The following is a 15,039-nucleotide window of genomic DNA, read 5'->3' on the forward strand; positions in this document are numbered from 1 at the left end:
CCGCAGGTCCCGGATGCAGAACCGTCACTGCACCGGGGTCACGGCAATCCCAACGCGCCCACCCGTCCATGGGTGGCGCGGACGGGGGACGAACCACCCGCCGCAACGAACGCTGGAACGCGTGACCGACACGCACGATCGATACGGACGTAACAATTCCGTTGGCTTGAAAGCGATCTGCTTGACGTTTCTGGCAGTTGATGATCGATTCAAGTAATCTTCCATCGCGCCGGGGGCGTCAGGGGATCACCCGGGATCACAACCTGGGGGGCCAGTGTCCAAAGCGACCACGCTCGACCTGCCGTTTCCGCCTCGCAGCAATCCGCACCAGGCATTCGTCGCGCAGCCCAACCGCGACTGGCTCCTCCGTCACGAGGGACTCGCCGCCGCCATCGCCCTTCCGGCGTACGACAAGTGGGACGTGCCCCGCCTCGCCGCGTTCACCAGCCCCGATTCCGCCGCCGACGACCTCGTCCTCGCCGCGGACCTGCTCAGCTTCTACTTCCTCTTCGACGACCGGTTCGACTCGGACCTCGGCCGGGCCCCGGCACAAGTGGCCGAGATATGCACCCGCCTGACGGACCTTCTGCACGGGGAGGGCCCGGCGCCCGACGTCCGCACCCCTGTCGAGCGGGCCTTCGCCGACCTCTGGGAGCGCAGCCTGCACGGCATGTCCGCGCGATGGCGGGCCCGGTCCGCGTACAACTGGGAGTGGTACTTCGCCTGCCACCCCGCCGAGGCCGCCGGCCGGCTCTCCGGCCGCCTCCCCGACCGGGAGAGCTACCTCGCGCTCCGCCGGGGCACGGCCGCCATGGAGACCCTCTTCGACATGGTCGAGCGGCTCAACCGCTTCGAGCTGCCCCAGGAAGTGCTGCACCACCCGGTGTTCCGCCGGATGCGCCAACTGGCGGCCGACATACCGTCGTTCACCAACGACGTGCACTCGTACGCCCAGGAACTCGCCCGGGGCGACGTCGCCAACCTGGTGATGATCGTCCGCGAGGAACGCGGCGGCACTCCTGAACAGGCGGCCGTCCAGGTGATGCGCGAGGCACAGACCATGGTCGACCGCTTCGTGGAGCTGTCGGCCGATGTCCCCGGGATATGCGACCTCCTCGGCCTCACCCCGGCCGCACGCGAGGCGGCCCACCGGTACGTGGACGGCCTGGCCGCCTGGATAGCCGGCTACCACCGGTGGGAGATAGACACCGGCCGCTACGGCCACTGACCGACGACCGAGCCGGCCGGCACCTTCCCCAGGGCCCGGCCTGCCCCTTCCGCAGCCGGGTCCGGGGGTCGTCGCCGGCGGCGCCCATGGTGGAGCGGTACCGCTCGGCGTCCTCGGCCGTGCTGCGGCGAGCTCGGCGCCGACGACGTCGTCGACTACGTGACCACCCCCGACTGGGCCGGGGAGGTCCGGGCCCTCACCGAGGGCCGGGGCGCCGACCGTGTCGTCGACGTCGCCGGCCTCCTCCACGAGTCCGTCCGCGCCATCGCCCTGGGCGGCACGATCGCGTGCGTCGGCTTCACCGGCAGGACCGCCCCGCCGCTCGACCCCCAGGCCCTCTTCGCCTCCGGTGCCACCCTCCGCAGCGTGGCGGTCGGCAGCCGCGCCCAGTTCACCGCGATGAACGCCTTCATCGAGACGCACGGACTCCGGCCGGTCATCGACCGCGTCTTCCCGTTCGAGCAGGCCGTCGACGCCTACCGCCACTACGCCGACGCCTCCCCCTTCGGCAAAGTCGTCATCCACCACTCCTGACCCCGGCGTCGCTCCCCGCCACCCCCTGGTCCCAGTACTGGGAGAGCGCTCCCTCCCGGTACGGAGCCGGGCTCACGCTCAGTTCACCGGCGAAGGGGCGGTCGAGGACGAAGACGAGGAGGAGGCTGAAGCCGATGAGGGCGGCGACCGAGGCGACGAAGAGGAGCTGGATCCTGAGCTTGCGCATGCCGTAGAGGAAGGTCAGCGGGACGAGGACGAGGGCGCCGCCGAAGGCCAGGACCTGGAGCAGGGGCGGAAGTTCCTGCTGGGCCATGGTCAGGCGGGCCCGGCGCTGGGCGGCGACGTCGTTGAGATGGGTGACGGCCTCCTCGTAGAAGACCTCCTCGCGCGATGTCTTCGGGTCGTACGCCTGGAGGACGTCGAAGGCCGCCCGGAGATGCCCCTCCGTGGCCCCGAAGCTCGGCTGCCCGGCCCGCATGCGGGGCCACTGGTCCTCGACGACCGCGTGGACGTAGCCGCTGAGCGCCGCATCGAGGTCGGTGCGCACCTCGGGCGGGAAGGCGACGGCGTCGCGCGCGATGAGCGCGACGTCGGTCGCCTCGCTCGCGACGATGGTCTGCGTACTGTCCAGCTGCGTCCAGAGGGTGACGATGACGAAGGCGAGGATGATCCCGTAGATCGCGCCGAACATCCCCAGCGTCACCCCGACCATGTCGTTGTGCTCCCCGCGGGCCAGCGACGGATACCTGCGGCGGAGCAGCACGCTGCCGGCCACCGCGAGGACGACGGTCCCGCCGACGGTGACCGCGGCCAGGGTGAAGGTGCTGAAGTGATTGAGGAGCCAGAGCGACATGTGCGCGGAGTCTAGGTGCGACGCACGGCCGTTCTCGCTCCACGGCGGCGATCACGGTGAATGATCACTCGCCCGTGTCGGCGATGGAACACGCTGTCGCCACGACAGCTCCGTGCCACGGGTTCAGGACGACTCGACGGCTCGGCCGACAGGGGGCGTCACGCTCCTCCGGGCGGAGTGACCGCGTCGCCGTACAGCCGGAACAGCCGAAGGGGTGACACGGCGGTGCCCTGGGCGGCGGTGGGGCGGGCACGGAGGGCCGCCCAGCACTCCTGGGCGAGTCTGCGGGCACGGCTGCCGGGCCAGGGCCGGGGCAGCAGTTCCAGGGGCAGGAGCGGGTCGGGGGTCATGGCGCGGCTGAACTCCGCGGCGAGTTCCACGGCGAGGCCGATCCGCTCCGCCCCCGACAGCTCCGCTCCGTGGGCGAGCCGGTCCGCGCACGTCTCGGCGAAGGCGGCGAGCTGCTCGTGGCGGGCGGAGATCTCGTCCAGGGGCCAGATGGCGGCGGCCAGTCGGAGCGGGTCCTCGACGTCGCCGATGCGCAGGTCCCGGCTGGTGAGGAAGGTGACGTTGTCGAGGACGTCGAGGTGCCGGGCCTGCGCCTCGACGAGACCGGCGATGGGGTTGGCGGCGACGTACAGGCCGCCCTGGACGGGCGCGGCGCCCAGGTGCAGGAGGGCTTCCCGGAGGGCGTCGCGGGCGTCGCGGCGCGCCTCCGGGACCGCGAACGCGAACAGGTGCCAGGTGCCGTCCCAGGGCGCGAGTCCGCTGTCCTGACGGTAGGCGTGGCGGACGTGGTCGGCGTCGGGGGCGAAGGTTCCGGTGGAGGGATCGGCGACGGCCCGCAGGACGGCCTTGCGCCCTCGCCCGTCCTGCACGAACCGGCCTTCGGCGACCAGGCGTTTGACGCACAGACGGACCTGTTGATCGGTCATGCCGAGGAGCTCGGCGACGCCGTAGAGCTCACCACCGTCGACCGTCCCGTCCTCACGGACCAGGGCGTGGACGAGCAGCCGGGTGGCAACCTCCGGACGCCGCACGCGGTCCTGCTCTGTGTGATTCATCGGGGGATTCCTCCGCGCTGGTCGTCCGGCGTGACGGGCCGGTGCATGGTGTCCACGGCGCCGAACCCCATCGGCTTCCGCAGGAAAGGGGTCCGCCGGGTGCGTACGGTACGGAAGCCGTGGCGTTCGTACAGGGCCTTGGCACGGGGGTTCACGTCGATGACGTCGAGCCGGATCCGGGAACAGTCGTGCTCGGCGGCCACGGCGACGATCTCACGCAGCAGCAGGCCGCCGATGCCACCGCCCCGCTGCGCCGGTGCGACACAGATGCCGTCCATCACGAGCTCGCCGTCGGCGGGCTCGCGGGTGAACAGGGCGAGGAGGGCGAGCCGGGGCAGCCCGCGCAGGGAGCCGTACGCGGACAGCACGTCACGCGCCGAACCACCGATCAGGGCGCGGCCCGCGAGGTGGTAGCCGGCGACGCCGACGACACGGCCCGCGCCGTCGAGTGCGGTGATCCCTCGGTCGTGGTGGAGATGGGCGGCGAGGAACGCGCGGCCCTCGTCGGGCGGGCCGAGCGCCCCGCCGAGCTTGCGACCGAAGGCCTCCCAGTACAAGGCGGCCACCTGCTCCTCCGCCCCTTCGGGGATTCTCCGGTACGCGCGGGGGAAGCCGCTGTGACCTCGCCCCGTCGGCTCCTGTGCTGGGTTCAAGACCGGCCTTCCCTCGGTACGCGGACCGCTGCGCGGCTTCCCTCACCCCCCCTGCCGACAATCATAGTACGCTCGTGAGAGACACGATCGTTTTGGATTCGTTAGTTTGGAGCGCCGTGAGAGCCCGGACGCATGGCGAGGACCCCTCGCACCCCCTCCCCGCGGCAGGACAGCGACAGGAACGGCACCAGGAGCAACGGCAGCCGGCGAGCGGCACCCGGCTGGCGCAGGTCGACGCACTCCGCGGCTTCGCGCTCCTCGGCATCCTGATGGTCAACATCACCTACATGGCCTCCGCCTATCACGGCAGCGGCCTGGAGGACCCGGGCCTCGACGGCCCCGTGAGCGAGACCGTCCGCCGACTGGTGGCGGTGTTCTTCGAGGCGAAGTTCTTCCTGCTGTTCTCCTTCCTGTTCGGCTACAGCTTCACGCTCCAGATGGACTCGGCCGACCGGGGCGGCGCGCGCTTCACGCCGCGGTTCCTGCGGCGGCTGACGGGACTGTTCGCGTTCGGTGTCGTCCACGCCGTCGTCCTCTTCCCCGGCGACATCCTCACCCTGTACGCCGTGCTCGGCCTGGTCCTGCTCGCGCTGCGCGGCCTCCGGCCCCCTACGGCCGTGCGGGTCGCGGTGGTCCTGCTCGTGGTGACCGCCGTCGGGTACGCGCTCCTCGCGCTCGGCGTCGGGCTCACGGGCGGGGACGACTCGATCCCACCGTCCACGGCCGCCGCCGCGGCGCAGACGACCGAGGCCCTGCGCGGTGGTCCGGCCTCGGTCATCGGCGCCCACCTCCGCGACCTGCCCGACATGGCGTTCGTACTGGTCTTCTTCCAGGCGCCGTCCGCGTTCGCCGCGTTCCTGCTGGGTCTGGCCGCCGGACGCCGTCGAGCCCTCGCGGACGCCGACCGCCATCAGCGACTGCTGCGACGGCTCCAGTGGGCGGGCTTCACGGTCGGTCTGCCGGGCGCCCTCGTGTACGCGGACGCGAGCCTGAACCACGCCGGGTCCGCCTACCACCTCTTCGCCGTGAGCGTCGACGTGATCACGGCTCCGCTGCTGGCCGCCGCCTACGCGGCGACGGTGCTCCGCCTCGTCCACGGCCGCCACGGCCGCGGGGTGGTCGCCGCGCTCGCGCCGGCGGGCCGGATGTCGCTGACCAACTATCTCGGTCAATCCCTCGTCTGCGCCCTGCTGTTCACCGGCTTCGGGGCCGCTCTCATCGGCCGCGTCGCACCCCTCGGTGTCGCGGCGATCGCCCTGGTCCTGTTCGCGGCCCAGACGGTGGCGAGCCGCTGGTGGCTGCGCCGCCACGCCTACGGTCCGCTGGAGTGGCTCCTGCGCGCCTGGACCACGCTGTCGGTTCCACCGTGGCGCGCCCGGGACGAAATACGTCCGCCGAGGCCTTAGTTCCCGTACATCCCCGGTCCCGACCGACCGACCGACCTCACGAAGGAAAGGCACATGGACATGTCCGGCACGGATGTGACGACCGTGGTTCGACAGAAGACATCGAACCGGGTTCTGGTGGCGGCCGGGTTTCCCGTCCTGGGCGCGGTGGCCGGATGGCTGCTGAAACTCCTGGCGCACTGGGCGGCCTCCTGGCCCTGGATACCGTGGGAGGGCCCGGTCAAGCTGATCGACAACGCGCCCGAGCCGGCGGCGACGATCGTCAGCCTGCTCGTCGGGGCCCTGGCCGGGGGCGTCCTCGTCCTCCTGGCCGAACACGGCTACGTGACCGTCACCATCGAGGACGACCAGGTCACGACGGCCCGCGGCGACGCCTCCCGGAGCGTCCCCCGCCACGCGGTCCACGCGGTGTTCGCCGACGGCGGGCGCCTGGTCGTGCTGGGCTCGCGAGGCGAGGAGCTGGCCGTGGAGAGCAAGAACGAGGGCGCGGACCTGCCGTCGATCACGGAACTCGAGGAGGCCTTCCGCGCCCACGGCTATCCGTGGCTGCCGGAGGGCGACCCGTACCGGGACACGTACAGGCGATGGGTCGAGGACACACCGGACCTGCCGGCCGGCGGCAACGCGCTCTTCAAGGCACGGTCCGAGGCCCTCAGGAAGAACGAGGAGAAGGACATCGCGGACCTGAGGAAGGAACTGGCGCGACTCGGCGTGGTCGTACGCGACGAGGGCAGGCGGCAGTGGTGGCGCCGCGTCGAACAGGGGGAGGCCGGCGGCCACTGAGTGAACCGGGCTGTCCCTGCCACGCGGCCGGGGCTGCACCGTACGACACCGACCGCGCGACAGACGCGCCTGGCCGGGCTGCCGTCCTGGCAGCCCGGCCGGGCTGCCAGGTCGTGACGCCGGTGCCGCACTCCACCACCCCGGGCACGCGCTCACCGGAGGAGTCCCCCCGAGGTCGTCACCGCGGCCACGGAGGCCGCCTTCCACGGCACCCGTGTGGCGTGCCCTGCCTCCGAGGCGCATCCTGGTGGCGAGATCGTCGGCACGGGCCCGGCTCCCGTGCCCGCCGGGCCACGGCGCGCGGGCGCCGTACAGCCCGTCCGTCGCCCTGCGGAAGGGAGCGGGATGACCGTCGGATCGTCAGGGCGACCGGATCGCTCGGAGAGCTTCGGGGAGGGGCTGCTGGGCGGGCTCCTGGACCGGGCCCACGAGCTGCCACCGCACCGGGTCGGGGCGGTCCTCGCCGACACGGTGGCGCGGCTGGGGGGACGGGATCCGCAGATCCTGCTCCAGGACTACGGGCAGCAGAGGCTGGTCCCCCTGCGGGGCGAAGGGCTGGCGGGCGGTGAGCCGCAGTCCATCGACGGCTCCGACGCGGGTCGGTGCTTCCTCACCTCGCGGCCGGTCGAACTCGTGCTGCCCGACGGTGTGCGGGTCCTGCTGCCGTTGCTGGACGGGGGTGACCAGTCGGGTGTCCTGGCCGTCACCCTGGACGCGGTCGACGACGACGGCCGCCGTCTGCTGCGCAGGATCGCCGGTCTGGTAGCGGACATGATGCAGACCAAGAACGGCCACACCGACCTTTTCTTCCGCACGCGCCGCAGGGAACCGATGAGCGTCGCCGCCGAGATCCAGTGGTCCCTGCTGCCGCCGCTGTCGATGGTGACGCCGCACGTCACCGTCGCCGGCGTTCTGGAGCCCGCCTACGACGTGGCGGGCGACAGCTTCGACTACGCCCTGAACGGGGACACCTTCCACCTCGCCATGATCGACGCCATGGGCCACGGTCTGGACGCGGCCACGATGGCGACGGTGGCCATCGGCGCGTACCGGCATGCCCGCCGGATCAGCATCGAGCTGTCCGAGATCTACCTCTTCATGGACCGGGCCATCGCCGAGCAGTTCGCCCCCGACCACTTCGTGACCGCGCAGATGATGCGGCTGGACACGGACACCGGCCGCCTCCAATGGGTCAACGCCGGGCACCCCGCCCCCATGCTGATCCGCAGTCACCGGGTCGTGGGCCGCCTGGACAGCCCCACGACCCTGCCGGTCGGGTTCGGAGGGGCACAGCCGCAGGTCAGCGAAGTGACGCTCGAACCGGGGGATCGCGTCCTCTGCTTCACCGACGGTCTGATCGAGGAACACGAGAGCGGACAGGAGGAGTTCGGCGAGGACCGGCTGATCGAGTGGGTGAACCAGCTGGAGAAGGCTGACCGGCAGGTCCGCGCGGTGGCACGGGACCTCTCCCACACCCTCAAGCGGGCACGGGGCGAGGCCACTTCGGACGACGCCACGCTGGTCCTGGTCGAGTGGCGCGGATGACGGAGGGGGTCACCGGACCGGGCGGTTGCGGGCGGAGCGGCGCGTGCGCAGGGCGATGTAGAGGAGGTCTGCCACGAGCAGCACGATGCCGATGAACAGAAGGAAGAGCAGCCCGTCGACGACGGCGCCGATGATGCCGAGCACGATCGCCACGATGATCAGGGCCAGGAAGAGCGACACGAGGGCCACCTCCTCGGTCGGTCGGGGGGCTCAGCGGCGGGCCAGTTGCCGTTCACCGTTCGCCCCGGGCTCGTAGGGGAGGTCGTAGTACCGGAAGACCGCTTCCTCGTCCCCGGCGGGAAGGACGTCGTCGGTGCCGATCGAAGGCCCCTGCTTCACCAGCGCCTTGTCGTGAACGACCTTCACGTACCCCGGCCCCACCGTCGCCCCATCCAGGGGGACGAACACCAGACGGTGCCGGGTGGGCAGGCCGACCCGAACCGTGGCCATGGCCGGCTCATCGGTGCTGGTGTCGACGTAGACAGCCTCCAGCTCTCCGATCCTGTGGCCCCGCGCGTCCACCACGTCGTGGGTTCGCCACTCGCGGATGTCCGCCATCTGGATCATGCCGGCTCCTCGCGGTCGGTCGCTGGTTCCGGAAGCGTGGCGACGAGGATCTCCGCGGCCTGGGTGACGTTGTCGGCCCGGACCGCACGGGCCATGGCGTCACGTGCCGCGTCGGGTGTCGTGTCCGGGGGCACCACCAGGAGGGCGAAGTGGTCGGTGTCGCCACGGGTGATGAGGACGGTGTCGTCGCCGACGGGGAAGGAGTCGAGGTGCACGACACGGCCGTCGACGACCACACGAGTCGGGACCTCCTCCCAGGCGGCGCTGTCGAGGCCGACCCGTGTGAGGGGTCCGAGGTGCTCGGTGAGTACCTGGATCAGGGCGGGGAGCTCGTCCGCGAGCGTACGGGAGCGGGGCCACCACGCGCCGTCGAGAACGCCTTCGCGAGAGTGCGTCGTCCGCAGCCGGAGCAGGGCCGTTCCGGGCCTCACCGCTCGGTGGATCTCCTCCGGAAGGAGCTTCGGAGGGGTGGGGGCGTCTGATTCGGCCATGGTGGGTTCGCCTGACTGCACGGGGCCGCCGACACCTCATGGCCGACGAGAAGCCGCCGTGGTTCTCACGGTACTCGTGCGGCCGTGGACCTGCCCGCGGCCACCGGCCGGGCGGCGTGGCCCGGGGAAGATGACCTGGCCGGAACGGCTCGTCCGACCCCAGCGCGGAGTACGCTGAAAGTACCGGGAGTAAGTCGAGCACCCGCTCCCACGCGGACGTCGTTTCCGGCGATCAAGACACTGGGCCGCCCTGCAGGGCGGCCCGGAGACGGGTCCGCGATCATGACCACGACCCTGGCACCCACGCTTTCGGCGCGACTGTCACTGACACCGAAGACCACCCTCGCCGGCCTTTTGGACGGCGCCTGGTGGCCTCACTCGCGTGACCTCGCCGCCGAGCTTCCGCCTCTGGTCGACGCGCTGGAGAGGCGCTACGGACGCATCACACGCGTCACGGTGAACCCCACCCACTGGCCCGTCGTCCCGCACAAGGTCGCCTTCCCCGGGCACACCGTGCATGTCGGCTGGTTCACCGAGCAGGATCCCGACAAGATGATCCTGCTCTCCTACAGCGTGGGCCGCTGCGACCTGCTGGTGATCCCGCCCGAGACCGAACCCGCCGCAGCCGCCCGGCTCATGACCGCCGCCGCCGTCCCCGGCAGCGTTCTGGCCGCCGGTGTCCTGATGTCCGACGAAGCCGCGACCGGCCGCCGAATGCGGGACGCCCGAAGCAGCGAGGACGCCTGGGAGACCGACGGCGGGGCATCCCCGCCGCCCCTGCGGCACCCGATCGTCGGCGCCCGAATGATCGCCATGCCGGGAATCCCGCGGAGGTGACCCCATGGAGACCCTGATCACGCTCGCCGCGATCGCCCTGCTGATCGTGCTCGGCATACGCCTGATCCACCGGCTCAACGCCCAGCACGACGCACGCATCGCCGCCCACCACTTCGGCGACCCCTTCCCCGCCATTCGCCGGCCGCCCGGCCACGGCCACGGCCACCCCACGGCGAAGGACCGAGCCGACCGCCGCGAGGTCACGGGCACCTGACCCTGACCACCCCCGACCACTCCTCCGACCGAAGGCGGCGGGTGGGGCACCCGACACCCGGGACAACCCACCCGCCGGCCTCTCGCTCGCCCGTGAAGGGACCACGCTCCTTGTACTCCACCGACACCGCGACCCTGCCCTCGGCCGGACACGCCGAGATCCGCATCGTCGCCGCCACCCCCGAAGCCGCGCGCGCGGTCGCCCAAGTGATCCGCCGCTCCTTCGCAGGGGCGGAGCAGCGCAGCTACCCCGTTCCCGAAGGCGGCACACGGCTTCACCTCACCGTCGACACCGGCTCCGCCGCGGAACCCGCCCTCTCCTGGCTCGCCACCAGCAGACCGTCCTCTCGCTCCGGCACCCACGTCGACGAGGTGTGAGCAGCGCCGGCCGTTCCCGACGGGACGGGCAGGAAAGGACTCGGTCATGGCGACACTCCGCGAGCGACAGGCCTACCGCGAACGGGTCCTGACCGCCCTCTACGAAGCCACCGAAGGCAATCGACTCCTCGGAGTCCCGGGGCGGAAACTGGGGAACGACCTGCGCATCCCGGAGGAGGACCTGGCCGCCGCCTGTACCTATCTCGTCAGCGAGGGGCTGATCACCGTCGACTGGGAACCGGGCAACACTCCCGCGATGGCCTCCCTGACCCACCAGGGGATCCTCCGCATGGAGGCCGCGGAGGAAGAACGCGGATGAGCCGGACCGCCCGGCGGCCCGTTCTCCCGACGATGAACCGGCGCGGAGGAAGATGCGCGTCCGGCCTCCCGTCGGAGGCCGCTGACCTTCATGCCGTTGATGCGCATGATGTGTTGATGCGCATGATGTACTTCGTCCCCCCTAGTACCAGGGGCGGGCGTCCTGCCCGGGCAGCGGACGCAGTGTCGACCAGCGTGCGAGCAGGCGGTCGGCCAGGGCGGAGCTGAGGCGGCCGAGGGCGTGCAGATGGTCGTGGTCGCGGGTCATGTCGGCGACCACGCCCAGGCGGTGGACGAGCCGCTCACGGGCGGTGGCGTTGCCCCACTCGAAGTCCTCGGCGGGAACCCGGGCGAGCTGGTCGGCCGTCCCGCGGTGGGCCCGCTCGACGAGTGCGTCGCCCTGGATCAGCCACGCCGCACACGCGTCGGCGAGGTCACCCGACACGTCCTTGCCGGTGAGGCCGCGCCAGGTGGTCCGGTAGACGTCCTCGACCTCCGTGAGCGGGGCCGCGGTGATGGACATGGCACACCAGCAGGTGGGGAAGCCGATGCGGAAGTAGGCGAGTTCCATCAGGCCGTTGCCGAGCGCGGCCCGCTCGAAGTCGACGAAGCGGACGCCGTCGGCGGTGCGCAGATCATTGCCGGGGCAGGGGTCGCCGTGCAGCAGCGCATGGTGCGCGGTGGGGTCCAACCGCTCAAGAAGACCGGCGAGTTCATCGGGAACCGTGGACGGCACGGGCACGTCGAGCGCCCTGGCCAGGGCGAGGAAGGACTCCGCGTCGCCGGCCGTGGGCCCCGACAAGACCGGCAGTGCGCCCGCGTCGGCGGGCCCGGTCAGGGCGTGCAGCCGGGCGAGCGACTCGGCGTACCCCGGCATCCAGTCGTCCGTCTTGCCGAGGTCCTCCACGTGCTCAAGGACCATCGCCCGCGAGGCCGGGTCCGTGGCGAGCACCGCGGGAGCCACGGCGGGCTCGGAGCCCCGCCCCGCCAGGCGCAGCCCGGAGACCTCCCGCGCGAAGCGCGTGCTCGCGTCGGCGCCCGCGTCCCCGTCGTCGGTGATCTGCTTGACGATCACCAGGCGTCGGTCGGTCAGCCGCACTCGCCACACTCGTGACCGCGGACTGCTGTCGAGGAGTTCGGCCTGCTGGGGGGTGCCCACGGTGGAGAGCAGCGCCTCATGGAACGGAACAGGGGTCAGCATGCCGCCGAGCCTAGCCGTTGCTTCGCACATGCGAGCGAGCACCCTGACCCTGCGGGGGCGATCAGCAGCAGCCGCCGGCGGTGGCGGTCGCCGGCTCGCCCGCCCGGGCGTCGGCGGCTGCCGGGGTGGAACAGCACGTGCTGGTCTGCCGCTTGGCCAGGGAGTCGGCGTCGGCCTTGACGACGTACACCTCCCACGGCTCGCGGCCGGGGCCGTGGACCCACACCTTGTCCTGGAGGGCGTAGCAGCAGGTGCTGTCGTTCTCCTCCGTGGTGGCGAGACCTTCCTGGGCCAGCCTGGTGGTGGCGGCATGGACGGCGGCGGTGCTGTCCACCTCGACGCCGAGGTGGTCCAGGCGGGTGTCCTCGCCGTCGACGCCCTCGATGAGGACGAGTTTGAGCGGCGGTTCGGCGAGGGCGAAGTTGGCGTAGCCGTCGCGGAGTTTGGCCGGCTCGGTGCCGAAGAGCTTGGTGTAGAAGGCGACGGATGCCGCCAGGTCGGGGACGCGCAGGGCGAGTTGTACGCGAGACATGACGGTCCTCCTGCTGTGAGCGGGGCGGGTGGCCGGGCCAGGTCAGCAGCCGCCGGAGGCGGCCGGGGAGCCGGCGCCGAGCTGGATGAGCGCGGGGGCGGGGGCGCAGCAACCGCCGCCGTCCGCCGTCTCGTCGGTCTGCGGCTGGTCGAAGAGGCCGGCTCCGCCGCAGACCCCCGTCTCCGGGAGGACGAGTTCGACGCGCTCGGCGGACGCGCGGTCGCCGGCGATGGCGGCGACGACGGAGCGGACCTGCTCGTACCCCGTGAGGGCGAGGAAGGTCGGGGCGCGGCCGTAGGACTTCATGCCGACGAGGTGGACGCCGGGTTCCGGGTGGGAGAGCTCGTTGACGCCGTGCGGGTAGACCGTGCCGCAGGAGTGCTGGTTGGGGTCGATCAGCGGAGCCAGCTCGACCGGGGCCTGGAGGCGCTCGTCGAGGCCGAGGCGGAGTTCGTCGAGGAAGGTCAGGTCGGGGCGGAAGCCCGTGAGGACGATGACCTCGTCGACCGGGTCGAGGCGTCGGCCGTCCTCCGCGACCAGGACGAGCCGCTCGCCGTCCCGCTCGATCACGGCTGTACGGAAGCCGGTGACGGCGTCCGCGTGCCCCGCGTCGACCGCCGCCTTGGCGGCGAGGCCGAGGGCGCCGCGCGCGGGGAGCTGGTCGGCGGCGCCGCCTCCGAAGGTGGAGCCGGAGATGCCCCGGCGGAGGATCCAGGTGGCGTGCGTGCCCGTGCCGTCCTCGGACTTCGCAAGGTCGGCGAGGGACGCGAGCGCGGTGAAGGCGGAGGCCCCGGAGCCGATGACGGCCGTACGACTGCCCGCGTACCGGCCTCGTACGGCGGGGTCGCTCAGGTCGGGGACGCGGTAGGAGATCCGGTCGGCCGCCGCGCGCTCGCCCAGGGCGGGGAGTCCGTCCCCGCCGGCCGGGCTCGGGACCGACCACGTACCGGAGGCGTCGATGACGGCGCGGGCGAGGATCCTCTCCTCGCGCCCGTCGGCGTAATCGACATGGACGGTGAAGGGCTGGGTCTCGCGGTCGGCGTCGACGATCCGGTCTCGGCCCACGCGGGAGACTCCGGTGACCCGGGCGCCGAGCCGGACGCGCTCACCGAGGACGTCGGCGAGCGGCTGGAGGTAGTCGGCCGCCCAGTCGCCACCCGTCGGGTACGTGCCCGCGTCCGGCTTCACCCAGCCGGTGGGGGCGAGGAGCTTCTCGGCCGCCGGGTCGGTGACCTCGCCCCAGGTGGAGAAGAGCCGCACGTGCGACCACTCGCGCACCGCCGCACCCGCCTGCGCGCCCGCTTCCAGGACCACCGGCTCCACGCCACGGTCCACGAGGTGGGCGGCGGCGGCCAGGCCGGCGGGACCGGCCCCGATGACCACGACGGGCAGCTGCTCGGTGGCGATGTCGTTCATGCCGATTCCCCTTGTATATCGATGTTCGTCGATCTCCTGCGCCTTCAGGATGACACCTGCATCGATGAGCGTCAACATAGACATGCATCGAATTAAAGGCGGTGCAATGCCTCGCCGACCGCTCGGCCCCGCACCTTTAGTTCGATGTGTGTCAACATAGACACATGTCGAACGCGAAGGCGCTGCCGCTCCTGGAGCCCACCGTCGAGCCCTGCTGCCCGCCCCTGGCGGAGCGGCCGCTGACGGCCGAGGAGGCCGAGCGGACGGCCGTCATGTTCAAGGCGCTCGGCGATCCGGTCCGGCTGCGGCTCTTCTCCTCCATCGCCTCGCACGAGGGCGGCGAGGCCTGCGTCTGCGACATCTCCGACGTGGGCGTCTCCCAGCCGACCGTCTCCCACCACCTCAAGAAGCTGAAGGAGGCCGGGCTGCTCTCCTCCGAGCGGCGCGGCACCTGGGTCTACTACCGCGTCGAGCCCGCCGTCCTGGCGGCGATGGGTCAGCTGCTCACCAGGGCGGCCGCCGTATGACCGGCTCCGTCGTCGTGGTGCCGCTCACCGCAGCGCACGCCGACGCGGTCGTCGCGATCTACCAGGCCGGTGTCGACGAGGGGAACGCCACCTTCGAGACCACCGCCCCGACCTGGGAGCGTTTCGACGCGGCCAAGCTGCCCGAGCACCGCTTCGCCGCCCTCGACGAGACCGGGCGCGTCCTCGGCTGGGTCGCCGCCACCAAGGTCTCCGACCGGTGCGCGTACGCCGGAGTCGTCGAGCACTCGGTCTACGTGCACCCCGCGGCGCGGGGCCGAGGCGTCGCCTCCGCGCTCCTCGACGCGCTCGTCGCGTCCACCGAGGCGGCGGGCATCTGGACCATCCAGTCCGGCATCTTCCCCGAGAACGCCGCCAGCCTCGCCGTCCACGCCCGCGCCGGTTTCCGCGTCATCGGCACCCGCGAACGCATCGGCCGGCTGCACGGCGTCTGGCGCGACACCGTCCTGGTCGAACGCCGCAGCCCCCACATCGGCTGACGGGCCCGGCCACGCCCACCAGAGCCGCCGCTCCA

At 71.9% G+C, this 15,039-nt stretch carries 20 protein-coding genes; 11 read left to right on the forward strand and 9 right to left on the reverse strand.

Features of this window, described 5'->3' with window-relative positions; all coding sequences use genetic code 11:
* Positions 1-274: 274 nt before the first annotated feature.
* Entirely contained in the window at positions 275-1,228 is a 954-nt protein-coding gene (locus IE237_RS09640) for a terpene synthase family protein (protein ID WP_189801374.1), read from the forward strand.
* Positions 1,229-1,387: 159 nt separating this feature from the next.
* Positions 1,388-1,762 (forward strand): zinc-binding dehydrogenase, encoded by a 375-nt coding sequence (locus tag IE237_RS09645; RefSeq protein ID WP_189801375.1) that lies wholly within the window; start codon positions 1,388-1,390, stop codon positions 1,760-1,762.
* On the opposite strand, the gene IE237_RS09650 is transcribed toward IE237_RS09645, so the two are convergent.
* From IE237_RS09650 to IE237_RS09660, 3 genes are all read right to left on the reverse strand, one after another.
* Positions 1,746-2,576, reverse strand: coding sequence for a bestrophin-like domain (locus IE237_RS09650; protein ID WP_189801376.1), 831 nt, complete (start codon positions 2,574-2,576; stop codon positions 1,746-1,748). The genes IE237_RS09645 and IE237_RS09650 overlap by 17 nt on opposite strands.
* A 158-nt stretch (positions 2,577-2,734) precedes the next feature.
* Positions 2,735-3,640 carry a PaaX family transcriptional regulator C-terminal domain-containing protein gene (locus tag IE237_RS09655; protein WP_189801377.1) on the reverse strand — a complete coding sequence of 302 codons (906 nt, stop codon included), beginning with the start codon at positions 3,638-3,640 and terminating at the stop codon, positions 2,735-2,737.
* Positions 3,637-4,293 (reverse strand): GNAT family N-acetyltransferase, encoded by a 657-nt coding sequence (locus IE237_RS09660; RefSeq protein ID WP_229842488.1) that lies wholly within the window; start codon positions 4,291-4,293, stop codon positions 3,637-3,639. The genes IE237_RS09655 and IE237_RS09660 overlap by 4 nt, the downstream gene beginning before the upstream one ends.
* 116 nt (positions 4,294-4,409) lie before the next feature.
* Here IE237_RS09660 and IE237_RS09665 point away from each other — a divergent pair, with 116 nt between their 5' ends.
* The 3 genes from IE237_RS09665 (at position 4,410) to IE237_RS09675 (ending at position 8,027) form a co-directional block, all read left to right on the forward strand.
* Positions 4,410-5,699: a DUF418 domain-containing protein gene (locus tag IE237_RS09665; RefSeq protein WP_229842489.1), complete on the forward strand. Its 1,290-nt coding sequence runs from the start codon at positions 4,410-4,412 to the stop codon at positions 5,697-5,699.
* Between the two features lie 54 nt (positions 5,700-5,753).
* Complete coding sequence (locus tag IE237_RS09670) at positions 5,754-6,482, forward strand: YqeB family protein (RefSeq protein ID WP_189801378.1); 729 nt, start codon at positions 5,754-5,756, stop codon at positions 6,480-6,482.
* A gap of 345 nt (positions 6,483-6,827) precedes the next feature.
* Positions 6,828-8,027, forward strand: coding sequence for a PP2C family protein-serine/threonine phosphatase (locus tag IE237_RS09675; protein WP_189801379.1), 1,200 nt, complete (start codon positions 6,828-6,830; stop codon positions 8,025-8,027).
* Between the two features lie 9 nt (positions 8,028-8,036).
* Here IE237_RS09675 and IE237_RS09680 read toward each other — a convergent pair whose 3' ends face one another.
* The 3 genes from IE237_RS09680 to IE237_RS09690 are packed head-to-tail and all read right to left on the reverse strand — an operon-like array spanning position 8,037 to position 9,085.
* Complete coding sequence (locus IE237_RS09680) at positions 8,037-8,207, reverse strand: hypothetical protein (RefSeq protein WP_189801380.1); 171 nt, start codon at positions 8,205-8,207, stop codon at positions 8,037-8,039.
* A gap of 30 nt (positions 8,208-8,237) precedes the next feature.
* Positions 8,238-8,594 (reverse strand): PRC-barrel domain-containing protein, encoded by a 357-nt coding sequence (locus tag IE237_RS09685; protein ID WP_189801381.1) that lies wholly within the window; start codon positions 8,592-8,594, stop codon positions 8,238-8,240.
* The gene (locus IE237_RS09690) at positions 8,591-9,085 is read right to left on the reverse strand and encodes a DUF5994 family protein (RefSeq protein WP_189801382.1); all 495 of its coding nucleotides are present in this window, start codon (positions 9,083-9,085) and stop codon (positions 8,591-8,593) included. Before IE237_RS09690 ends, IE237_RS09685 begins: the two co-directional genes overlap by 4 nt.
* Before the next feature lie 282 nt (positions 9,086-9,367).
* On the opposite strand from IE237_RS09690, the gene IE237_RS09695 reads away from it, so the two are divergent.
* The 4 genes from IE237_RS09695 (at position 9,368) to IE237_RS09710 (ending at position 10,832) form a co-directional block, all read left to right on the forward strand.
* Positions 9,368-9,922 (forward strand): DUF5994 family protein, encoded by a 555-nt coding sequence (locus IE237_RS09695; RefSeq protein WP_189801383.1) that lies wholly within the window; start codon positions 9,368-9,370, stop codon positions 9,920-9,922.
* Positions 9,923-9,926: 4 nt separating this feature from the next.
* A complete protein-coding gene (locus tag IE237_RS09700; RefSeq protein WP_189801384.1) occupies positions 9,927-10,136 on the forward strand; it encodes a hypothetical protein in 210 nt (69 codons plus the stop codon).
* 110 nt (positions 10,137-10,246) lie between these two features.
* Entirely contained in the window at positions 10,247-10,513 is a 267-nt protein-coding gene (locus IE237_RS09705) for a hypothetical protein (RefSeq protein WP_189801385.1), read from the forward strand.
* 46 nt (positions 10,514-10,559) lie between these two features.
* Positions 10,560-10,832 carry a hypothetical protein gene (locus IE237_RS09710; protein ID WP_189801386.1) on the forward strand — a complete coding sequence of 91 codons (273 nt, stop codon included), beginning with the start codon at positions 10,560-10,562 and terminating at the stop codon, positions 10,830-10,832.
* Between the two features lie 141 nt (positions 10,833-10,973).
* Here the strand turns inward: IE237_RS09710 and IE237_RS09715 are convergent, their stop codons facing one another.
* From IE237_RS09715 to IE237_RS09725, 3 genes are all read right to left on the reverse strand, one after another.
* Complete coding sequence (locus IE237_RS09715) at positions 10,974-12,032, reverse strand: phosphotransferase family protein (RefSeq protein ID WP_189801387.1); 1,059 nt, start codon at positions 12,030-12,032, stop codon at positions 10,974-10,976.
* 61 nt (positions 12,033-12,093) lie between these two features.
* Entirely contained in the window at positions 12,094-12,564 is a 471-nt protein-coding gene (locus IE237_RS09720) for an ArsI/CadI family heavy metal resistance metalloenzyme (protein WP_189801388.1), read from the reverse strand.
* A 42-nt stretch (positions 12,565-12,606) separates the two neighbouring features.
* Complete coding sequence (locus IE237_RS09725) at positions 12,607-13,980, reverse strand: NAD(P)-binding domain-containing protein (protein ID WP_189801645.1); 1,374 nt, start codon at positions 13,978-13,980, stop codon at positions 12,607-12,609.
* Positions 13,981-14,144: 164 nt separating this feature from the next.
* Here IE237_RS09725 and IE237_RS09730 point away from each other — a divergent pair, with 164 nt between their 5' ends.
* Positions 14,145-14,507, forward strand: a complete 363-nt coding sequence (locus IE237_RS09730; protein ID WP_189801389.1) for an ArsR/SmtB family transcription factor — start codon at positions 14,145-14,147, stop codon at positions 14,505-14,507.
* A complete protein-coding gene (locus tag IE237_RS09735) occupies positions 14,504-15,004 on the forward strand; it encodes a GNAT family N-acetyltransferase (protein ID WP_189801390.1) in 501 nt (166 codons plus the stop codon). The genes IE237_RS09730 and IE237_RS09735 overlap by 4 nt, the downstream gene beginning before the upstream one ends.
* The last annotated feature ends 35 nt before the right edge of the window (positions 15,005-15,039 follow it).

The sequence above is a fragment of the Streptomyces tanashiensis genome (genome assembly GCF_014648895.1).
Taxonomy (GTDB): Bacteria; Actinomycetota; Actinomycetes; order Streptomycetales; family Streptomycetaceae; genus Streptomyces; species Streptomyces tanashiensis.